The following is a 19,382-nucleotide window of genomic DNA, read 5'->3' as shown; positions in this document are numbered from 1 at the left end:
AGGGTCAGGTGCGCAGCACGATGTTGCGGGGTTCGTCGCCGCGCGACATCCGCTCGATCTGCTCGCGCAGCAGGCGCGCCATGCGCGGCATCATCGCGGTCGTGGCGCCGCCGACGTGCGGCGAGACCAGCACGTTCGGCAGCGCGAAGAGCGGATGGTGCTCGGGCAGCGGCTCGGGGTCGGTCACGTCGAGCGCGAAGCGCAGGCGCCCCGACTGGGCCTCGGCGAGGATCGCGTCGGTGTCGGCGACCGGTCCGCGCGCGACGTTGACGACGAGCGCGCCCTCGGGCAGCGCCTCGAGGAACGCGGCATCGACGAGCCGCGTGGTCGCATCGCCCAGCGGGACCGCGACGAACACGATCTCGGCCTCGGGGAGCAGCGTCGGCAGTTCGTCGATCCCGTGGACCCGCCCGTGCTCATCCTCACGAGCACGACTCGCGACCCGGGTCACCTCGACCTCGAACGGCGCGAGCCGCGCCTCGATCGCGCGGCCGACGCCGCCGTATCCCAGGAGCAGCACGCGGCGATCGGCGAGGCTCGCGTGGCGCGCAGGAGCCCAGCGGCCCGCCGCGGCCGCACGCACGAAGTCCGGGATGCCGCGCTGGGAAGCGATCGCGAGGCCGATCGCCAGCTCGGCGGTCGACGTCTCGTGGACCGACGCCGCGTTCGCGAACACGTGCCCGGCGGGCAGCGCGTCGGGCACGTCGTCGTACCCGATCGACTGCGACTGCACGAGGCCGACCTCCACGCCGTCGAGGGCGCCGAGCCGCTCGGCCGCGCCCATGTACGGCGGCACCACGATGTCGATGCGGCGACCGGATGCCTCGGGCGGCGGCGGCCCGGCCAGGTCCCACTCCACGAGCTCGACGCCATCGGGCACGCCGCCCGGGGTCTGCTCGAGCGCTCGACGGAGGGTCGCGCCGGGAACGGTCACGAGGAGGGGACGGGGCTCGCCGGTCATTCCTCGATCCTCGCAGAGCGGATGTCGCGCCGTCACGTCGCGCTGGTACCGTGACGCGCATGAACGAGGCCGCCGCATCCGATGCCGCGGGCCGGCCGCGCCGGCGACCGCGTCGCACCGATCGTTCGGTCGACGAGCAGGCCGAGGCGCTCAAGGAACGCGTCTACGCGACCTTCACCGGTCTCGCGATCGTGCTCGTGCAGCACGCGAACGTCGAGCACGTCAGCGCGACCCGGGCCACCCTCACGCTGCTGGTCGGCATCGTGGCGATCACGGCGGCCGGCTTCGTGGCCGACATCGTCGCGCACCTCGCGGTGCACGCGGCGTTCCCCGAGCGCGACGAGCTCGGCCGCATGCTGCGCATCTCAGGCTCGGCGATCGCGTCGGCCGGCGTGCCGCTGATCCTACTCGCGCTCGCCGCCTTCGGGGTGTTCGAGCTCGAGGGCGCGCTGCGGGCCGCGTCGATCGTGTACCTCGTGACGCTCGGCCTGATCGGGTACGTCGCGGTGCGGCGCACCCGTGCACCCTGGTGGAAGCAACTCCTCGGACTCGGCGCGCTCGTCGCACTCGGCCTCGCGGTCGTCGTGCTGCAGCAGCTCGCGCACGGGCATTGAGCCGGGTACGCCTAGCGCCCCGACGGCTCGTACCGGACGGGGGTGAACGCCCGCGCCACCAGCGCGCGCAGCGACTCGAGGTCGCCCTCGGCGAAGCCCTGCGCGCGGGCCTGCACGAGCACGTTGCCGATCGCGGTCGCCTCGACGGGTCCGGCGAGCACCGGGAGCCCCGAGCGGTCGGCCGTTCGCCGGCACAGCAGCTCGTTGAGGGCACCGCCGCCGACGACATGGATCGTCGCGACGTCCACGCCTGAGAGCACCGACGCCGTGCGCACCGCGTCGGCGAACGCCTCGGCGAGACTCTCGACGATCGACCGGGCGAACTCGGCGCGCGTCTGCGGCCCCGGCACGTCCTGCTCGCGGCACCACTCGGCGATGCGGGCGGGCAGGTCGCCCGGTGCGAGGAAGCGCGGGTCGTTCGCGTCGAACACCGCGACGTCGCTCGTGACGGATGACGCGGCCGCGAGCAGCGCGGGCAGGTCGACGGCGTCCCCGTCCCGCTCCCACCAGCGCACCGACTCCGACAGCAGCCACAGGCCCATGACATTGTGCAGGAACCGGATGCGCCCGTCGACGCCGCCCTCGTTCGTGAAGTTCGCCTCGCGCGCGGCATCCGTCGTCACCGGGTGCTCGAGTTCGACTCCGACGAGCCCCCACGTGCCGCACGAGATGTACGCGGCCGACTCGGCCTGCATGGGCACGGCGACGACGGCCGACGCGGTGTCGTGCGAGCCGACCGCGACGACCTCGATGCCGGCGGGCGCGCCGAGATCGTCGGCGACGTCTGTGCGGAGGCCGCCGAGCGAGTCGCCCGGCGACACGAGCGGGGCGAAGACGGATGGCGCGAAGCCGAGCCGTTCGACCAGGTCGTCGTCCCACTCGCCGGACTCGACCGCCACGAGCCCTGTCGTCGAGGCGTTCGTGCGTTCGGAGACGCGGGCGCCCGTGAGCTGGAAGCCGATGAGGTCGGGGATCAGCAGCAGCGAGTCGGCGAGGTCGAGCCATCCGCTCGCCTGCTCGGCGGCCAGCTGGTACACGGTGTTGAACGGGAGGAACTGCAAGCCGTTGCGGCGGTAGAGCTCGGCGAACGGCACCCGGGCGTGGACGGCCTCGACGGCGGCGTCGTTGCGGGCGTCGCGGTAGTGGAACGGCTCGCCGAGGAGGCGGTCGCCGCGCAGGAGCCCGTAGTCGACGGCCCACGAGTCGACGCCGATCGACTGGACGCCCGGCTCGCGCCGGAACGCGTCGGCGAGCCCGCGCGCGAGGTCGCGGGAGAGGCCGGTGAAGTCCCAGTGCAGGCCGGAGGCGAGTCGCACGGGCCCGTTCGGGAACCGGGCGACGTGGTCGAGGTCGAGCCGCCCGGCCGCCTGGTCGACGTGACCGACGATGACCCGTCCGCTCGTCGCGCCGAGGTCGACCGCGGCGACCGCCCCGCCTCGGTGGCTCGCGCTCATCTGGTCACCGCCTCGGTCGAGGTGCCGCTTCCGCCGGGTCGGCGCGCCGCAATCCCGGCGGAACCGGCAACCCGGGCGGGGCCATGCTCGGGCGCTCGCGCCGCACGCTCCCGCGAGGTGCCACTTCCGCCGGGTACGCGCGCCGCGCTCCCGGCGGAACCGGCAACTCGACGCGGGCAGCCGCCGCTCATCGCAGGAACGCGGCGGCGACGCCGGAGTCGACCGGGATGTGCAGGCCCGTGGTGCGGCTGAGCTCGGGGCCCGTCAGCACGTAGACCGCGTCGGCGACGTTCTCGGGCACGACCTCGCGCTTGAGGATCGTGCGGTTCGCGTAGAACTGGCCGAGGTCCTCCTCCTTCACCCCGTAGGTCGCGGCGCGGTTCGCGCCCCAGCCCGACGAGAAGATGCCCGAGCCGCGCACGACGCCGTCGGGGTTGATGCCGTTCACGCGCACGCCGTGCTCGCCGAGCTCGACCGCGAGCAGGCGCACCTGGTGCGCCTGGTCGGCCTTCGTGGCCGAGTAGGCGATGTTGTTCGGGCCGGCGAAGAGCGAGTTCTTCGAGGCGATGTAGACGATGTCGCCGCCGAGCTTCTGCTCGATGAGCGCCTTCGCGGCCGCCTTCGCGACGAGGAAGGATCCCTTCGCCATGACGTCGTGCTGCAGGTCCCAGTCCTTCTCGGTGGTCTCGAGCAGCGGCTTCGAGAGCGAGAGGCCGGCGTTGTTCACCACGAGGTCGATGCCGCCGAACGCGAGCACGGTCGCATCGATCGCGGCCTGCACCCCGTCGGCGTCGGCGACGTTCGCGGCGACGCCGATCGCGACATCCGTCCCGCCCAGCTCGGCCGCGGCGGCCTGCGCCTTCTCGAGGTCGAGGTCGGCGACGACGACGCAGGCCCCCTCGGCCGCGAGCCGGGTCGCGATGGCCTTGCCGATGCCGGATGCCGCGCCGGTCACGAACGCGATGCGGCCCTGGTGCGTCTTGGGCTTGGGCATTCGCTGGAGCTTGGCCTCTTCGAGCGCCCAGTACTCGATGCGGAACTTCTCGGCGTCGGAGATCGGGGTGTACGTCGAGAGCGCCTCGGCGCCGCGCATCACGTTGATCGCGTTGACGTAGAACTCGCCCGCCACGCGCGCCGTCTGCTTGTTCGCGCCGTAGCTGAACATGCCGACGCCCGGGACGAGCACGATGAGCGGGTCGGCGCCGCGGATCGCGGGGGAGTCGGCCGTCGCGTGCGCGTCGTAGTACGCCTGGTAGTCGGCGCGGTACGCCTCGTGCAGCTCGTGCAGTCGCGCGAGCTGTTCCTCGACGGTCGCCGTCGCCGGCAGGTCGAGGAGCATCGGCTTGACCTTGGTGCGCAGGAAGTGGTCGGGGCAGCTCGTGCCCAGCTCGGCGAGGGTCGGCGCCTTCTCGGAGGCCAGGAACTCGAGCACCACGTCGGCATCGGTGTAGTGGCCGACCATCGGCTTGTCGGTCGACGCGAGACCGCGGATGGTGGGGGCCAGCGCGGCGGCGCGGGCCCGGCGCTCGGCCTCGGGCAGGGCCTCGAAGCCGGCGCGGACGCCGCCGAACGGGTCGGCCTTCCCGTGCTCGGCGATATAGGCCGCGGCGGTGTCGATGATCCAGAGCGAATTCGCCTCGGCCTCCTCGGAGGTGTCGCCCCACGCGGTGATGCCGTGCCCGCCGAGGATGCAGCCGATCGCCTGCGGGTGCTTCGCCTTGATCTCGGCGATGTCGAGGCCGAGCTGGAACCCCGGGCGCCGCCATGGCACCCAGACGACCCTGTCGCCGAAGATCTGCGCGGTGAGCTGCTCGCCGTCGGCCGCGGTCGCGATGGCGATGCCCGAGTCGGGATGCAGGTGGTCGACGTGCGCGGCGTCGACCAGACCGTGCATGGCGGTGTCGATCGAGGGGGCCGCGCCGCCCTTGCCGTGCAGGCAGTAGTCGAACGCGGCGACCATCTCGTCCTCGCGGTCGACGCCCGGGTACACATCGACCAGCGCGCGCATGCGGTCCAGGCGCAGCACCGCCAGGCCCGACTCCGTGAGGGTGCCGAGGTCGCCGCCCGAGCCCTTGACCCACAGCAGCTCGACGGGCTCGCCCGTGACCGGGTCGGTGTCCGTGCCCTTGGCCGACGTGTTGCCGCCGGCGTAGTTCGTGTTCTTCGGATCGGCGCCGAGGCGGTTCGACCGCGCGATGAGGTCGGCAGCTGCCTGGTTCGTCATGGGGTGATTCCTTCGGTGGTGCGGAGGGTGGTCGGGGTGGTCGCGGGGCCGAGCGCGTCGAGCCAGCGCGCGACGCGATCGACGGTGACGGATGCCGCGGGCTCGTCAGGGCGGTTGAGGTGCCCGTGCTCGGTGCCGGGTTCGGTGACGACCTCGACGGGCACGGATGCTGCAGCGAGCGTCGTTGCGAAGACCTCGCCGGAAACGCGGAGCTCGTCGGCCTCGCCGTTCACCATGAGCACGGGCGGGAAGCCCGCGACGTCATCCGCACTCCCGTTCCCGGGCACGGCGACCAGCGGTGCGTCCTCGACGGGTCCGCCGAGGTAGTTCTCGTACATGGCGCGCACGGCCGCGGGCCCGAAGCGATCGGCGACCGGGTTCGCGTCGAGCACCGCCCGCAACGCGGCATCCGGTGCCGTCTGCACCGCGAGCAGGGTCGGGTACGCGAGGAACACGCCCGCGGGCGGGGGCGTGGAGGCCGCCGACGGGGCGCGCGTCTCCCGCGCGGCCTCGGGTGTCGCGCCGGGCGCAAGCGCCCCGCCGGCGGAGTCGGAATGCGTGGGATGTCCGAGCAGCCGCAGCACGGCGCCCGTCACGAGGTTCGCGCCGGCGCTCGCACCTCCGGCGATCAGGCGCGACGGGTCGACACCGAGCTCGTCGACGTTCGCCAGCGTCCAGCGCCAGGCTGCGAGCACGTCGTCCGAGCCGGCAGGGTAGCGTCCGGATCCGTCGCCGACGAGCCGGTAGTCGATGGAGACGACCGTGACGCCGCGAGCGGCGAACGCGCGTGCGACCCAGTCGGCCTCGGGCATGTCGAGGTCGCCCGCGGCGAATCCGCCGCCGTGCGCCCAGACGAGCCCCGGCGTCGGGCGGGGCGCCGCGTCATCCGCCGGGTACACCCGCACGAGCCCGTAGGCGGCCGCGTACGGCGTCTGCTGCGTCATCCGTCTGCCTCTCTCGGTCTCGTCTCGTTGGTTCTCGAAATCGAGAAGTCACGGATGGCGAATGGCACTGGCCATCCCCGACGTCTCGGGGGCGGGGTGGGGGCGGGAAGGGAATGGTTCCGTCAGGCGCCCCACCCGGCCTGCACGCCGCCGACGCGGTCGGCGGCGATCTCCTGCAGGTAGCCGGATGCCGCGAAGGCCGCCATCGGGTCGGCGGGCAGGCCGCGCGACTCGCGCCACTCGGCGAGGGCCGGACGCACGTCGGTGTAGAACGCGTCCATGAAGATGCGGTTCGCCTCGAGCACGTCGCCCGACACCTGCGCGGTGCGCAGCGCCTCGGTGTCGACGAGCAGTGCGCGCGCCGTCATCTCCTGCACGTTGAGCACCGAGCGGATCTGGCCGGGGACCTTGTCCTCGACGTTGTGGCACTGGTCGAGCATGAACGCGACGTCGGGGTGGTTGAAGCCGCCGCCGCGGATCACCTCGAAGATGATGCGGAACAGCTGGAACGGGTCGGCCGCGCCCACGATGAGGTCGTCGTCGGCGTAGAACCGCGAGTTGAAGTCGAACGAGCCGAGCTTGCCGAGGCGCAGCAGCTGCATGACGATGAACTCGATGTTCGTGCCGGGCGCGTGGTGGCCCGTGTCGAGGCAGACCATGGCCTTGTCGCCGAGCGCGGCGACCTGTGCGTAGCTCGTGCCCCAGTCGGGGACGTCGGTGTGGTAGAACGCCGGCTCGAAGAACTTGTACTCGAGCACGAGCCGCTGGTCGTCGCCGAGGCGCGCGTAGATCTCCTGCAGCGATTCGTGCAGGCGGTCCTGCCGGCCGCGCAGGTCGGCCTGCCCGGGGTAGTTCGAGCCCTCGGCGAGCCAGATCTTCAGGTCGCGGCTGCCGGTCGCGTGCATGATGTCGATGCACTCGAAGTGGTGGTCGATGGCCTTGCGGCGCACCGCGGCATCCTCGTGCGTCAGGGCGCCGAACTTGTAGTCGTCGTCCTGGAACGTGTTGGAGTTGATGGTGCCGAGCGCGACGCCGAGGTCCTCGGCGTGCTTCCGCAGGTCGTCGTACGAGTCGACCTTGTCCCACGGGATGTGCAGCGCCACAGTCGGCGCGAGCGCGGTGTAGCGGTGCACCTGGGCGGCATCCGCGATCTTCTCGTACGGGTCGCGTGGCGTGCCCGGGGTCGCGAAGACCTTGAACCGGGTGCCCGAGTTGCCGAAGGCCCAGCTCGGCAGTTCGATGGACTGCAGCTCGAGCTGGTCGAGGACGGTCTGCGGAATGGTGCTCACGAGTCGCTGCTTTCTGTGGTGGTGGTGACGGATGCCGCGTCCGCATCGAGCGCGGCGAGCTGGTCTTCGAGGTGGAACACCTCGGGCAGGTGCGGGGCGCCCTGGTCGGGGCGGTCGCCGCTGAGGGCGACGAAGAAGGGGGCCATCTCGGCTTCCCACGGGGCGGTGCGCGGGTCGTTCGCGAGCGCCGCTTGCGCGGCCGCGTCGTCATCGACCTCGTAGTAGCCGATGAGCAGGCCGTCCTCGCGGAGGAAGAGCGAGTAGTTGCGTCGCCCGGACGCCTCGATGGCGCGCAGCATGTCGGGCCAGACCGCGGCGTGGCGTTGGCGGTACTCGTCGAGCCGAGCGGGGTCGACCTGCAGCTGGAAGCAGATCCGCTGCGTGGTGCCTGTGCTCATCGTCGAGCTCTCCGTTCGTTATGAATCGTTTCAAGCGTAGACAACCGGGAACGTCCCCGCAAGTACGGAACCCGGTTTCGGGTGTCTACGCCACCAGCAGCGCCGCCGGATCGGCCACACGGGCCGCAGTCACGAGGATCCGGTGCGCCCCCGCCGCGAGTGTTCCGCCGGTGGCGGGGCCCGAATCCCACGCTTCGCCGTCGACGGTCACGGTCGAGTCCGGGGTGACGGGGAGGTCGAGCATGGCGTCTGCGCCGTGGGGGACGCGGAGGTCGATCTCGAGGTCACCGGAGCCGGTGAGCCGCCAGTCGATCGCGACCGTTCCGAGCCGCGACTCGACGCTCGCGCGAGCCCACGGGATGCTCGCCGTCGGTCGCGGCGCGACCACCACGCGGCGGTACCCCGGCCGCTCCACGGTCGGCGCGATCCCCGCGACGTGCCGGTAGATCCAGTCCACGACCGCGCCGTAGGCGTAGTGGTTGAACGAGATCATCCCGTTGCCCTCGGACATGTCGCCGGCGTGGATGGCGCCGTCGGGCGCGATGGCGTCCCAGCGCTCCCAGACCGTGGTCGCGCCCATCTCGACCTGGTAGAGCCACGACGGCGGCGCCTGGCGCAGGAGCATGAGGTACGCCTCGTCGACATGGCCGCTGTGCACGAGCGCGAACAGCACGAGCGGCGTGCCGAGGAATCCGGTCGCGATGCGGCCGTGCTCGACGCGCACGTTGCGCGCGAGCGCCTCGCCGATGCGGTCGCGTTCGGCGGCGGGCGCGATGCCGAACTCGAGCGCGATCGCCGCACCGGTCTGGGTCTCGACGGCGGCCTCGCCCCACGCGGCCCACGTGTCGCGCGCGACCCGCTCGGCGAGCTCGTCGGCTCGCGCGGCCCGCTCGGGGTCGCCGACCAGCCGCTCGGCGTCGGCGAGCAGACGGGCGCTGCGGGCGAAGAACGCGTTGGCGACGAAGTCGGCCGAGACCTTCGCCTCCCAGGGCTTCTCGCCGGGTGCGTCGGGGTCGAGCCAGTCGCCGAACTGGAACTCGGTCGGCAGCAGTCCGCGCTCGCCGGCCCGGCGCTCGAGATGATCGACCCACCGCCGCATCGAGTCGAGCTGGCGCTCGAGCACCTCGGTGCTGCCGTACGACTCGTAGACGGCCCAGGGCACGATGGTCGCGGCATCCGCCCAGCCCGCCCGGCCCATGAGGACCCAGCCGCTGGGCATCGCGGTGTCCTGCGTGAGGATGTTCGGCACGACGGCCGCGACGGCGCCGTCGGCGTCCTGGTCGAGCTCGACGTCGCGCAGCCACGACATCCAGAAGGCCTCGACGTCGAAGAGCGTCGAGGCGGCCGGCGCGAACGCCTGCGCGTCGCCGGTCCAGCCGAGACGTTCGTCGCGCTGCGGGCAGTCGGTGGGCAGCGAGACGAAGTTGTCGCGCTGCGACCAGGCGACGTTGGAGTGCAGCCGCTCGAGCCGGGCATCGGCGCACGCGAAGCTCGAGCGCGGCACGTCCGCGCTGGAGATCGCGACCGCGGTCGCCGACACCACCTCGGCGCCGGTGACCTCGGCGTACTGGAACCCGTGGAAGGTGAACGTGGGCTCGAGGGTCGTCTCGCCGTCGTGCGCGAGCACGTAGCCGTCGGTCGCACGCGCGGTGCGCAGCGCCTTCGTGTGGATCGCGCCGTCGGGCTCGAGCACCTCTGCGTGGCGCACCTCGACGCGCTCGCCGGCCCTGCCCCGCACGACGAGGCGGAGCCATCCGGCGATGTTCTGGCGGGCGTCGAGCAGGGTGTGGTCACCCCGCGGCTGCGGCTCGATCGACCATTCGCCGACCGTGCGGACACCGCCGGCGATGCGCGGCTCGACGACGCTCGTGTCGACGGCGATCTCGCGGGCGGGCGTCCACGACGAGGCGTCGAACGCAGGCGAGTCCCACCCGTCCGGCTCGGCGCGGAGATCGATCTCCACGCCGTCGTAGAGCCCCGCCGAACGGATGCCGCCCGTCGAGGTCGTCCACTCGGGCGAGCTCGCGACGCGCACGTGCGATCCGTCGGCGCACTCGACGTCGAGCTGCACCAGGGCCGCGGCCTCGGCGCCGTACTGCTCGATGCCGTCCTCCCATCCCAGGCGGCCGCGGTACCAGCCGTCGCCGAGCAGGACGCCGAGCGCGTTCTCCCCGGCATGCAGCAGGTCGGTCACGTCCCACGTGCCGAGCACGACGCGGTCGTGATAGGCGGTCCATCCGGGCGTCAGGTGCTCGTCGACGGCGCGCCGACCGTTGATCCGGAGTTCGCCGACGCCCCAGAAGGTGGCGCGCAGGCGTGCCCGGACGGGCTCGGCCGGCAGCGGGACATCCGCGCGCAGCAGCATGACGGGGCCGTCGACCGGCTCGGAGCCGCCGATCGGGCGGGCCTCGAGATCGGCGGGGTGGACAGCGGCCTCGACCACGAGGTCCGCGCTCCAATCGGACCAGCCATCGGCGGTCGCGATGCGGACCGCGTAGCGGCGCACTTCGCCGGATTCGAGCGCGGGCCCCGGGGCGACGAGGCCGATCGACGCGTCGGACGCCACCGGCTCGGCCGTGCCCGACCGGGCTCCCGACCACCGGACCTGGTAGCCGACCTGGGGCGACCCGGCGCTCGAGCGCCAGGTCAGCCGCAGTCCGTCGCGCGGCACGCCGATCAGGCCGTCGGGGTACTGGGTGCTCAGCGACTCGACGCGCGCGCCGGGGTCGGCCGACGAAGTAGGGGGCAGGTGCGTGGACATCCGCGTCCTTCCATGGGGGTGCCGGGAACGCCGCTCGGGCCGTTCCTATGATCAGTCGATGTGGCGCGCCGCAGCCGGCCGCGTGGATCCGCGCACCCTCAGGGTGGGCTCGACGGAGAAGTGGACGGGCTCGGTGCGGCCCGCGATGCGCTCGAGGAGCAGTCGGATGGCCCGCTCGCCCATGGCCACGCCCGACTGGTCGACGCTCGTGAGCGAGATCGCCGGGTGGCTGGCGATGTCGACGTCGTCGTAGCCGACGACGGACACGTCGGCGGGCGAGAGACCGTGCTCGCCGATGGCCCGGAGGGTGCCGAGCGCGAGCTCGTCGTTGCCGACGAAGATCGCCGTGGGCACCTCGTCGTCGAGCAGCGCGAGCGTGTCGAGACGCGCCGACTCCTCGGTCATGCCGGTGCGCACGACGCGGATGTCGTCGCCGAACCCGGCGTTGCGCATGCTCGCGAGGTACTGCTCGAGTCGCATCGCGTGCGGCGTGCCCGAGCCCGGCTGCGTCACCTCCTCGCTCCGCGTGAGGTGGACGATGCGACGGTGCCCGAGCTCGAACAGGTGCTCCATCGCGAGGCGCGTTCCCTCGGTGTCGTCGCCGGTGACCGTGTCGTAGGCGGCCGAGCGGTCGTGGCGCCCGATCATGACCACGGGCACGCGGGCGGCCAGCCGTTCGAGCCATTCGGGCGAGACGAGCGGCGAGATCGCCACGATGCCGTCGACCTGGCGGTCGGCGAGCGCGCCGAGGGCGCGCACGCCCTCCTCGCCGTCGAAGTCGGCGGGCGCGATGATCAGCTGGTACTCGGTGCCCTGCAGGGTCGCCGTCGCTCCCGCGACGATCTTGGTGAAGAACGGGTTGCCGATGTGGGGGAGCTCGATGCCGAGCGTGAAGGTCGCGCCGCGCATGGCCCTGGCTGCGACGCGCGGGCGGTAGTCGAGCGCCTCGATCGCGGCGTTCACGCGGTCGCGCATCGACGGGCTCACGCCGTAGGCGTTTCGGATGACCTTGGAGACGGCGGCGCGCGAGACTCCGGCCTCGCGTGCGACGTCCTCGATGGTCGCTGCTCGGGCTCTGGTCACCCCTCATCCCCTTTCGCCGTCGTCGGCCGGAGGCGCTGCCTCGGTGTCACCATACACGCTTGCGGCGTCTGGGATAGACCGATCTACACATTTCGGCCGCGCCAGTCATAAATCGTTTCAAACAATCTGTGTAGATCGGTTGACAAACGGAACCTGAGGCTCGTAACGTGGGCCGCGCCACAGCACCGAGAACCCGTCGGCGCACACAACAGCGCAGTTGCTTTACATGGAGGTAGAGAAGATGGTCCCCCGTACCCCGCGGCGCACGCTCGTCGCCCTCGGCGCAGGCGGTCTCGCCCTGTCGCTCGCGCTCGCCGGCTGCAGTGCCGGCGGCGGCTCCGACGATGAGGGTGGTCCCGTGACACTCTCGTTCCTGACCGACAACACCGAGGCCACGGTCGCGACGGCCGAGGCCCTCGCCGACGCGTTCATGAAGGACAACCCCGACATCACGATCGAGGTCGAGACCCGTCCCCAGGGCGCCGACGGCGACAACGTCGTCAAGACGCGCCTGTCCACCGGTGAGATGAACGACATCTTCCAGTACAACTCGGGGTCGCTGATGCAGGCGCTGAGCCCCGACCAGACGCTCGTCAACCTGGCCGATCAGGACTACGTCGACAAGTTCGACGAGAACTTCATCAAGAGCGTCTCGACCGACAACGGCGTGTACGGCGTTCCGATGGGCCAGTCGATGGCCGGCGCCGTCATCTACAACAAGGACATCTACGAGCAGCTGGGGCTCGAGATCCCCGAGACGTGGGACGAGTTCATCTCGAACTCCGAGGCGATCAAGGAGGCCGGCGTGGCCGCTCCGATCGTCCAGACCTACGGCGACACCTGGACCTCCCAGCTCTTCGTCCTCGGCGACTTCAACAACGTGCTCGCCGACGACCCCGACTGGGCCCAGAAGTACACCGAGAACAAGGCCAAGTACGTCGACGAGCCGGCGCTCGCCGGGTTCGAGCACCTGCAGGAGGTGTTCGACAAGAAGCTCCTCAACGAGGACTTCGCGTCGGCGAAGTACCCCGACGGCGTGAGCATGGTGGCGACCGGTGAGGGCGCGCAGTACCCGATCCTCACGTTCGCCGCCTCGCAGCTGATGACGACGAACCCCGAGGCGGCCGATGTCGTCGGCACCTTCCCGCTCCCCGGCCCCGACGCGGGCACCAACGGCCTCACGGTCTGGATGCCGACGAACACGGTCTACGTCCCCAAGTCGACCGAGGGCGCCAAGCTCGAGGCGGCGCAGAAGTTCCTCGAGTTCCTCACCACGCCCGAGAGCTGCGACATCCAGTCGGAGACGACTGCGGCGCAGGGCCCGTACGTGATCGACGGCTGCGAGCTGCCCGAGGACGTCCCCGCGATGGTCTCGGACATGCAGCCGTACTTCGACGATGGCAAGACCAACCTCGCCCTCGAGTTCCTCTCGCCGATCAAGGGCCCGGCCCTCGAGCAGATCACGGTCGCCGTGGGCTCCGGCATCACCTCGGCTGAGGACGGCGCCGCCCAGTACGACGAGGATGTCAAGAAGCAGGCGCAGCAGCTCGGCCTCGAGGGCTGGTAGGCCGCGCTTCACCAAACGAACGCCGCGGGGCGGGGTCGTCACCCCGCCCCGCGGCCTCATCCGGGAGAACCACCATGACCACCGCGACGGCCCCAGGCCGCCCCGCGACCGCGGACTCCGCGGCGAAGACGCCGCGTGAGCCGCGCAAGCGCAAGCCCATGAGGAGCCCGTACCCGACGTGGTTCTTCATCCCCGCCGGCGTGTTCTACGTCGTCCTCTTCCTGGTCCCGACCATCGCCTCGTTCTACTTCTCGCTCACGCGGTGGACCCTGTTCGACGTCGAGTTCATCGGCTTCGACAACTTCGTACGGTTCTTCCAGGAGCCGCAGCTCGTCACGGGCTTCGTCAACACCTTCATCTACGCCTTCCTCACCTCCGGGCTCAAGGTCGTGCTCGGCCTGCTGCTCGGGGTCTTCCTCAGCTCGCAGATCATCGGCCGCGGGTTCCTCCGCGCCACGGTGTTCTTCCCGGTGCTCGTGAGCACGATCGGGGTCGGCATCCTGTTCCAGGTGCTCCTCGACCCGTTCGGCGGCCCGATCAACGAGGCGCTGGCCGCAGTGGGCATCACGGGACCCGGATGGCTCACCGACCCGTCGCTCGCACTGATCTCGGTGGCCCTCGTCGACGTCTGGAAGGGCGTCGGACTCGCGACCCTCATCTACATCGCCGGCATGGTGGCCATCCCCGCCGAGTACTTCGAGGCGGCGAAGGTCGACGGCGCCGGCTCGTGGAACACCTTCCGGCACATCACGCTGCCCCTGCTCCGCCCCGCGACCGTCACCGTCGTGCTGCTCTCGCTGATCGGCGGGCTCCGCTCGTTCGACCTCATCTGGACGATGACCGGCGGCGGCCCCGGCTTCACGAGCGACGTGCTCGCCTCCGTGGTCTACAAGCAGTACCAGGCCGGGTTCTTCGGCCTCTCGACCGCCGGCAACGTCGTGCTCTTCGTCGTCGTGGCCGCGATCATCTACCCGCTCTCGTGGTGGCTCAACCGGAAGGAGGCGGAGCAGTGAGAAGCGTCGCCTGGCGCTGGGGAGCGGGCAGTGCCGCCATCCTCGTCGCGATCGTCGTGTTCATCGTGCCGTTCGCGTTCATCGTGTTCACCGCCGGCAAGACCCAGGCTGAGGCGTCGTTCCTCGAGTTCACGTGGCCCACCGAATGGGTCCTCTGGGACAACCTCATCGCTGTGATCGAGAACCGCGACTTCCTCCTGGTGCGCGCGTTCCTCAACAGCGCGATCCTCACGGTGGGCGCCGTCTCGATCATGGTCGTGCTCGGCGCCATGGTCGGCTACGTCGTGCAGCGTCGCCGGTCGCGATGGAACCCGGTCGTCAACGGCCTCGTCCTGGCGGGACTCATCATCCCGCCGGCCGTCGTGCCGACGATCTGGGTGCTGCAGGGGCTGGGGCTCTTCAAGACCCTGGTCGGCCTCATCGCCGTGCACGTCGCCTTCGGCCTGTCGTTCTGCATCCTGCTGTTCCGCGCCTTCGTCGCGACGATCCCCCGCGAGCTCGACGAGGCGGCGATCATCGACGGCGCGGGCTCGATCAAGCTGTTCTTCCGTGTGATCTTCCCGCTGCTCAAGTCGGTCATCGTCACGGTGATCGTCGTGCAGTCCGTGACCGTCTTCAACGACTTCGCCTTCGCCCTGTACTTCCTCCCGGGCGAGGACAACGCGACGGTGCAGCTCACGACGTTCAACTACCGGGCGCAGGCCGTGAGCTCGTTCAACCTGCTCTTCGCCGACATCCTGCTGATCACCATCCCGCCGCTGATCATGTACATCATCTTCCAGCGCCAGATCGTCGCCGGCATGACGTCCGGTGCCGTGAAGGGCTGACCGTGGCGGAGGGGCCGCCGCACTCCGCCGAGGAGCTGCGGCGGTGGGTGCGGGCGCGCTCGCCGCAGCCGTTCGACGACGCCGACGTCGTACCGCGGGCTTCGACGCACGACTGGATGTACGGGCCCGAACAGTACCCGCTGGCGCTGCTGGTGCGGCTCGTCGACGACGGCTTCGCGGCGAACCGGAACGTGCACTACCCGCGCAACCACGGCCGTCCGGCTTCGCGCGTGCGGTTCCGGGCGGTCGCGACGGCGGCCGGCCCGGCGCGCGTGCTGGTCGAGGGGCGGGCGGATGTCGCGGTGCTCGTGCTCGAAGGTGCGGGGCCGGATGTCGCGGGGCCGACCGGATCCGAGTCGATGCGCCAGGTGGGCGACCGCATCGAGGTCGTGCTCCCCGCGGCCGGGTCGGTCGTGGAATTCGACGTGGTCGCGGAACCGGGCGGGGCACCCGCGATCGGCGTGCCGGCGGACGCTCCGCTCGGAGAGTGGACCGCGAGCGTCGACCAGGGCCCGTTCGAGCGGGTCGCTGTCCGGCACGGAGGCGTGCGCGCCCCGCACCTCGACCCGCCGGGCATGGTCGCGGTCGCGGCGGTCCGCGGCGCCGACGGACGATACGACGTCGGCGCTCCGGTGCTCGGACGACCGCTTCTCGATATCGAGCGCGCGCCCGTCGTGGGCAGCGGCGAGAGCATCGCGGAGGCGCTCGCCGACGAGTCGGAACGCGAGACCCGCCACGAGATCGTGGCCGCGCCGGTGGGCGGCTGGACCACGCGACATCCGCTCGGCTTCAGGTACCTGGCCGTGTCGGCGGATGACGCGCCGCCCGTGATCCCGGTGCGCGCCGAGGTCGCGCCGCTCGGCCGCACGGGCGCGTTCGCCTGTTCCGACGAGCGGCTGACCCGCATCTGGGCGGCCGCCCAGTACACGCTGCGCCTGTGCGACCAGGGCCTCATGATCGACGGCATCAAGCGCGACCGCATGCCGTGGGCCGGCGACCAGGCGCTCAGCACGCTCGCGAACGCGTTCGCGCTGGGCGACGGGCAGGTGATCGCCGACGGGCTCGTCGCGCTCGGGCGGCCCGAGCACGGCTACGTCAACGGCATCGCCGACTATTCGCTGTGGCACGTCGTGAACACCGACCTCTACGTGCGGTACTTCGGCGACGTCGCCCACGCCCGACGGGAGGCCGCTCGGATCGACGCCTTCGTCGGCGAGCTCGCCAGGCACGCCGATGCCGACGGCGTGTTCCGACCCGAGGCGCAGCCCGGCGGATTCGTCGACTCCGGGCCGGGGTCGGTGTTCCTCGACTGGGGCCTGGCGCTCGAGCACGGGCGCGACCCGGTCGCCCTGCAGATGCTCTGGGCCTGGGCGTTGCGCAGCGCCCAGCGGGTGCTCGCGCGAGTCGGTCACCCCGGCGCGGTGCGATGGGGTGAGCTCGCCGACGCCCTCGAGTCGACCGTGCGGGCGCGCGGATGGCTCGCCGACGCCGGACGCTGGGCCGATTACCTCGACGCCGACGAGTCCGCCTCGCGCGCGCCGTATGCGAACTTCCTCGCGGTGCTCGCGGGACTGCACCCCGTCGACGTACCGGCCGGCGTCGTCGCATCGATCCGGGAGGGCACGGCGGGGACCCCGTTCATGACGGCCTTCCGGCTCCGCGCGCTCCTGGCCGCCGGCTGGTCGAATGTCGCGCTCGACGAGGTGCGGGACGTCTGGGGCGACATGCTCGACGCGGGGCCGGGCACGTTCTGGGAGGAGGCGGCGACCGACGGATCGCCGTTCGAGATGTACGGGCGCCCGTACGGGCGAAGCCTCTGCCACGCGTGGTCGGCGGGGCCGGCCGCGATCCTGCCCGAGGCCGTGCTCGGAGTACGGCCGCTCGCCGACGGCTGGTCGCGCTTCGAGGTCGCCCCGCGCCTCGGCGGGCTCGACTGGGCGAGCGCGGTGATTCCGCTTCCGGTGGGCGACCTCGTCGTCCGGGTCGACGCGGACCGCGTCTCGGTCGACGTGCCCGCCGGGACCGCGCTCGTCCGCGGCGATCGCGTCGACCATGGTCCGACGGTCGTGGAATGGCCGATCGGCTGATCCGGCGGGGCGGCTCCGCTTCGAGCGGCGCTCGGCTGCGATCATTGGAGGAGCCGGGGGAGCGCGGCGACGACAGGAGGACGGTCATGGCGGTGAGCGTGCGCGACGTCGCAGCCGCGGCATCCGTCTCGGTCGGCACGGTGTCGAACGTGCTGAACCGGCCAGAGAAGGTCTCGCCCGACACCGTCGCGCGGGTGCTCGCCGCGATCGACGAGCTCGGCTTCGTGCGCAACGACGCCGCGCGGCAGCTTCGGGCGGGCCGCAGCCGATCGATCGGCCTCGTCGTGCTCGACGTGCGCAACCCCTTCTTCACCGACGTCGCGCGCGGCGCCGAGGATCGCGCCGCCGAGGACGGCATGACGATCCTGCTCGGCAACAGCGACGAGAACGCCGACCGCGAGCGCGCCTACCTCGACCTCTTCGAGGAGCAGCGCGTGCACGGCGTGCTCATCTCGCCCATGGCCGACGACCTTCCGCGGCTGGCACGCCTCCGCGCGCGCGGCGTGCCCGTCGTGCTCGTGGACCGCGAAGCCGAGGACCGCAGCTTCTCGTCGGTCGCCGTCGACGACGTGGTCGGGGGCGCGCTCGCCGTGCGGCACCTCGTGGAGTCCGGACGCCGCCGCATCGCCTTCATCGGGGGGCCGACGAGCATCCGCCAGGTGGCCGACCGGCTCGAGGGCGCGCGCCGTGCCGCCGCCGAGACGCCGGGCGTGACACTCGAGGTCATCGAGACCGAGGGCACCACCGTGCTCGAGGGCCGGGCCGCGGGCGAGCGGATCCGCGATCGGGCCCCGGGCGATCGCCCCGACGCGGTCTTCGCGGCCAACGACCTGCTCGCGATGGGCGTGCTGCAGGCGCTGGTGATGCTCGGGTCCGTGAAGGTGCCCGAGGATGTCGCCCTCGTCGGTTACGACGACATCGACTTCGCGCAGGCCGCGGTGGTGCCGCTCTCCTCGATTCGGCAGCCGGCATGGCTCATCGGTCACACGGCGGTCGACCTGCTGCTGCGCGAGGCCCGGCAGGGTGACGATTTCGTTCCCGACCAGGTGCAGTTCCAGCCCGAGCTGGTCGTGCGGGAGTCGACCGCGGCGCGGCGCTAGACGGTGTCGGCGGTGCTGGCGCGCGTCCGGGCCCGCGATCGTCGCAGGATGGCGCGCAGAACCAGCCCGATGACCGCGACGACGACGGCGACGACCAGTGGCGGGATGACCACGCTCGGCTGGGTCAGCGCCATGCCGAACACGTCGACGGCGTAGTCGATCATCTCCGGCGGGTCCTTCGCAAGCACCCGACTGCCCGCGGCCATGCTGACGGCGGTGATGAGCGCGGGCGCCACCCACAGCAGGATCAGGCCGATCAGGGCCGCGATCACCCGCCCGACCGTGTTCACGCCGCCCCACGCGATGGCGGCGCCGACGAGGATCGGCGGGATCCAGCGGACGAGGTCCAGCAGCGGCGACAGCTCGGTCGCCTGAACGCTGCCGAACGGGACGATGAGCCCCGTGAACCACGACATCGAGGCCACCGCCGCGATGCTCAGGCCGATGACCGCACCGGCGCGCGGCGCGGCGGCGATGAGCAGCATCACGAGCACGCCGACGAGCGTCGAGAGCGCGGAGACGCCGACCAACGCGGCGAGGTACAGGTCGGACTCCCAGCGTTGCTCGAGCCCCTGGTTCACGACGACGGAGGTCTGCACGACCGCGGTGACCTGCACGACGAGCAGTCCGACGAGCGCGAGGACGACCCCGAACCGCGGTCGGCGACGGCCCATTGCCCTGATCGCGATGCCGGCGATCGCGGCCCCCGTGACGAGCACCGCGACGATGAGGGTCAGCGCGTACTGGCTGAACGGCAGCAGGGCCACGGGCATGTCGTCGGGCAGCGTCTCGGTCGCCCACAGGTTCTGCAGCGGCAACCGCATGCCCGTGATGAGCCAGGGCAGCAGGCCGATCGCGGCCGCGGCGATGCCGACGAGCAGGCACACCCACCGCGGGATGCGGGGCAGTGTCGCGGACTCGTCGTCCGCCCGCCACTCGTCGAGCGCGGTGTCGTCGGCGCGGGCCGGGCCGTTGGTGACGACGGAGTCGGCGGGCGGCTCGGTCGGCGCGGCGGCGGGGTCGGTCTCGGATGGTTCCACGGCGTCTCGTCTCGGTCGGC

General features: G+C 71.7%; 15 protein-coding genes. 6 read left to right on the top strand and 9 right to left on the bottom strand.

Going from position 1 to position 19,382, the window contains the following annotated elements:
* Positions 1-4: 4 nt before the first annotated feature.
* Positions 5-961 (bottom strand): 2-hydroxyacid dehydrogenase, encoded by a 957-nt coding sequence (locus BLT99_RS13430; protein ID WP_092673434.1) that lies wholly within the window; start codon positions 959-961, stop codon positions 5-7.
* Positions 962-1,020: 59 nt separating this feature from the next.
* Between BLT99_RS13430 and BLT99_RS13425 the strand changes: the two genes are divergently transcribed.
* A complete protein-coding gene (locus BLT99_RS13425; protein WP_133988387.1) occupies positions 1,021-1,575 on the top strand; it encodes a hypothetical protein in 555 nt (184 codons plus the stop codon).
* An 11-nt stretch (positions 1,576-1,586) separates the two neighbouring features.
* Here BLT99_RS13425 and BLT99_RS13420 read toward each other — a convergent pair whose 3' ends face one another.
* The 7 genes from BLT99_RS13420 to BLT99_RS13390 form a co-directional block, all read right to left on the bottom strand.
* Positions 1,587-3,029, bottom strand: coding sequence for a rhamnulokinase (locus tag BLT99_RS13420; protein ID WP_092673428.1), 1,443 nt, complete (start codon positions 3,027-3,029; stop codon positions 1,587-1,589).
* Between the two features lie 187 nt (positions 3,030-3,216).
* Complete coding sequence (locus BLT99_RS13415) at positions 3,217-5,253, bottom strand: bifunctional aldolase/short-chain dehydrogenase (RefSeq protein ID WP_092673425.1); 2,037 nt, start codon at positions 5,251-5,253, stop codon at positions 3,217-3,219.
* Positions 5,250-6,197 carry an alpha/beta hydrolase gene (locus tag BLT99_RS13410; RefSeq protein WP_092673422.1) on the bottom strand — a complete coding sequence of 316 codons (948 nt, stop codon included), beginning with the start codon at positions 6,195-6,197 and terminating at the stop codon, positions 5,250-5,252. The genes BLT99_RS13415 and BLT99_RS13410 overlap by 4 nt, the downstream gene beginning before the upstream one ends.
* A gap of 122 nt (positions 6,198-6,319) precedes the next feature.
* Positions 6,320-7,477, bottom strand: a complete 1,158-nt coding sequence (gene rhaI, locus BLT99_RS13405; protein WP_371874209.1) for an L-rhamnose isomerase — start codon at positions 7,475-7,477, stop codon at positions 6,320-6,322.
* A gap of 5 nt (positions 7,478-7,482) precedes the next feature.
* Positions 7,483-7,884 (bottom strand): L-rhamnose mutarotase, encoded by a 402-nt coding sequence (locus BLT99_RS13400; protein WP_092673416.1) that lies wholly within the window; start codon positions 7,882-7,884, stop codon positions 7,483-7,485.
* 85 nt (positions 7,885-7,969) lie between these two features.
* Positions 7,970-10,645: an alpha-L-rhamnosidase gene (locus BLT99_RS13395; RefSeq protein ID WP_092673413.1), complete on the bottom strand. Its 2,676-nt coding sequence runs from the start codon at positions 10,643-10,645 to the stop codon at positions 7,970-7,972.
* Between the two features lie 51 nt (positions 10,646-10,696).
* A complete protein-coding gene (locus BLT99_RS13390) occupies positions 10,697-11,728 on the bottom strand; it encodes a LacI family DNA-binding transcriptional regulator (RefSeq protein WP_229724395.1) in 1,032 nt (343 codons plus the stop codon).
* A gap of 241 nt (positions 11,729-11,969) precedes the next feature.
* On the opposite strand from BLT99_RS13390, the gene BLT99_RS13385 reads away from it, so the two are divergent.
* The 5 genes from BLT99_RS13385 to BLT99_RS13365 all read left to right on the top strand — a co-directional run bounded on the left by BLT99_RS13385 (position 11,970) and on the right by BLT99_RS13365 (position 18,322).
* Entirely contained in the window at positions 11,970-13,295 is a 1,326-nt protein-coding gene (locus BLT99_RS13385) for an ABC transporter substrate-binding protein (RefSeq protein ID WP_197675498.1), read from the top strand.
* 74 nt (positions 13,296-13,369) lie between these two features.
* Positions 13,370-14,308 (top strand): carbohydrate ABC transporter permease, encoded by a 939-nt coding sequence (locus BLT99_RS13380; protein ID WP_092673407.1) that lies wholly within the window; start codon positions 13,370-13,372, stop codon positions 14,306-14,308.
* Positions 14,305-15,135, top strand: coding sequence for a carbohydrate ABC transporter permease (locus BLT99_RS13375; RefSeq protein WP_092673404.1), 831 nt, complete (start codon positions 14,305-14,307; stop codon positions 15,133-15,135). Before BLT99_RS13380 ends, BLT99_RS13375 begins: the two co-directional genes overlap by 4 nt.
* Positions 15,136-15,137: 2 nt before the next feature.
* The gene (locus tag BLT99_RS13370) at positions 15,138-17,222 is read left to right on the top strand and encodes an alpha-L-rhamnosidase-related protein (protein WP_092673400.1); all 2,085 of its coding nucleotides are present in this window, start codon (positions 15,138-15,140) and stop codon (positions 17,220-17,222) included.
* 86 nt (positions 17,223-17,308) lie between these two features.
* Entirely contained in the window at positions 17,309-18,322 is a 1,014-nt protein-coding gene (locus BLT99_RS13365; RefSeq protein ID WP_092673397.1) for a LacI family DNA-binding transcriptional regulator, read from the top strand.
* Here the strand turns inward: BLT99_RS13365 and BLT99_RS13360 are convergent.
* The gene (locus BLT99_RS13360; protein ID WP_092673394.1) at positions 18,319-19,362 is read right to left on the bottom strand and encodes a hypothetical protein; all 1,044 of its coding nucleotides are present in this window, start codon (positions 19,360-19,362) and stop codon (positions 18,319-18,321) included. The two genes, BLT99_RS13365 and BLT99_RS13360, sit on opposite strands and share 4 nt — an antisense overlap.
* Between the last annotated feature and the right edge of the window lie 20 nt (positions 19,363-19,382).

Origin of the sequence: Agromyces flavus, from assembly GCF_900104685.1 — a bacterium.
Classification (GTDB): Bacteria; Actinomycetota; Actinomycetes; order Actinomycetales; family Microbacteriaceae; genus Agromyces; species Agromyces flavus.
The sequence above is the reverse complement of the archived record's forward strand: the minus strand, read 5'-3'. Positions and strand labels throughout refer to the sequence as shown.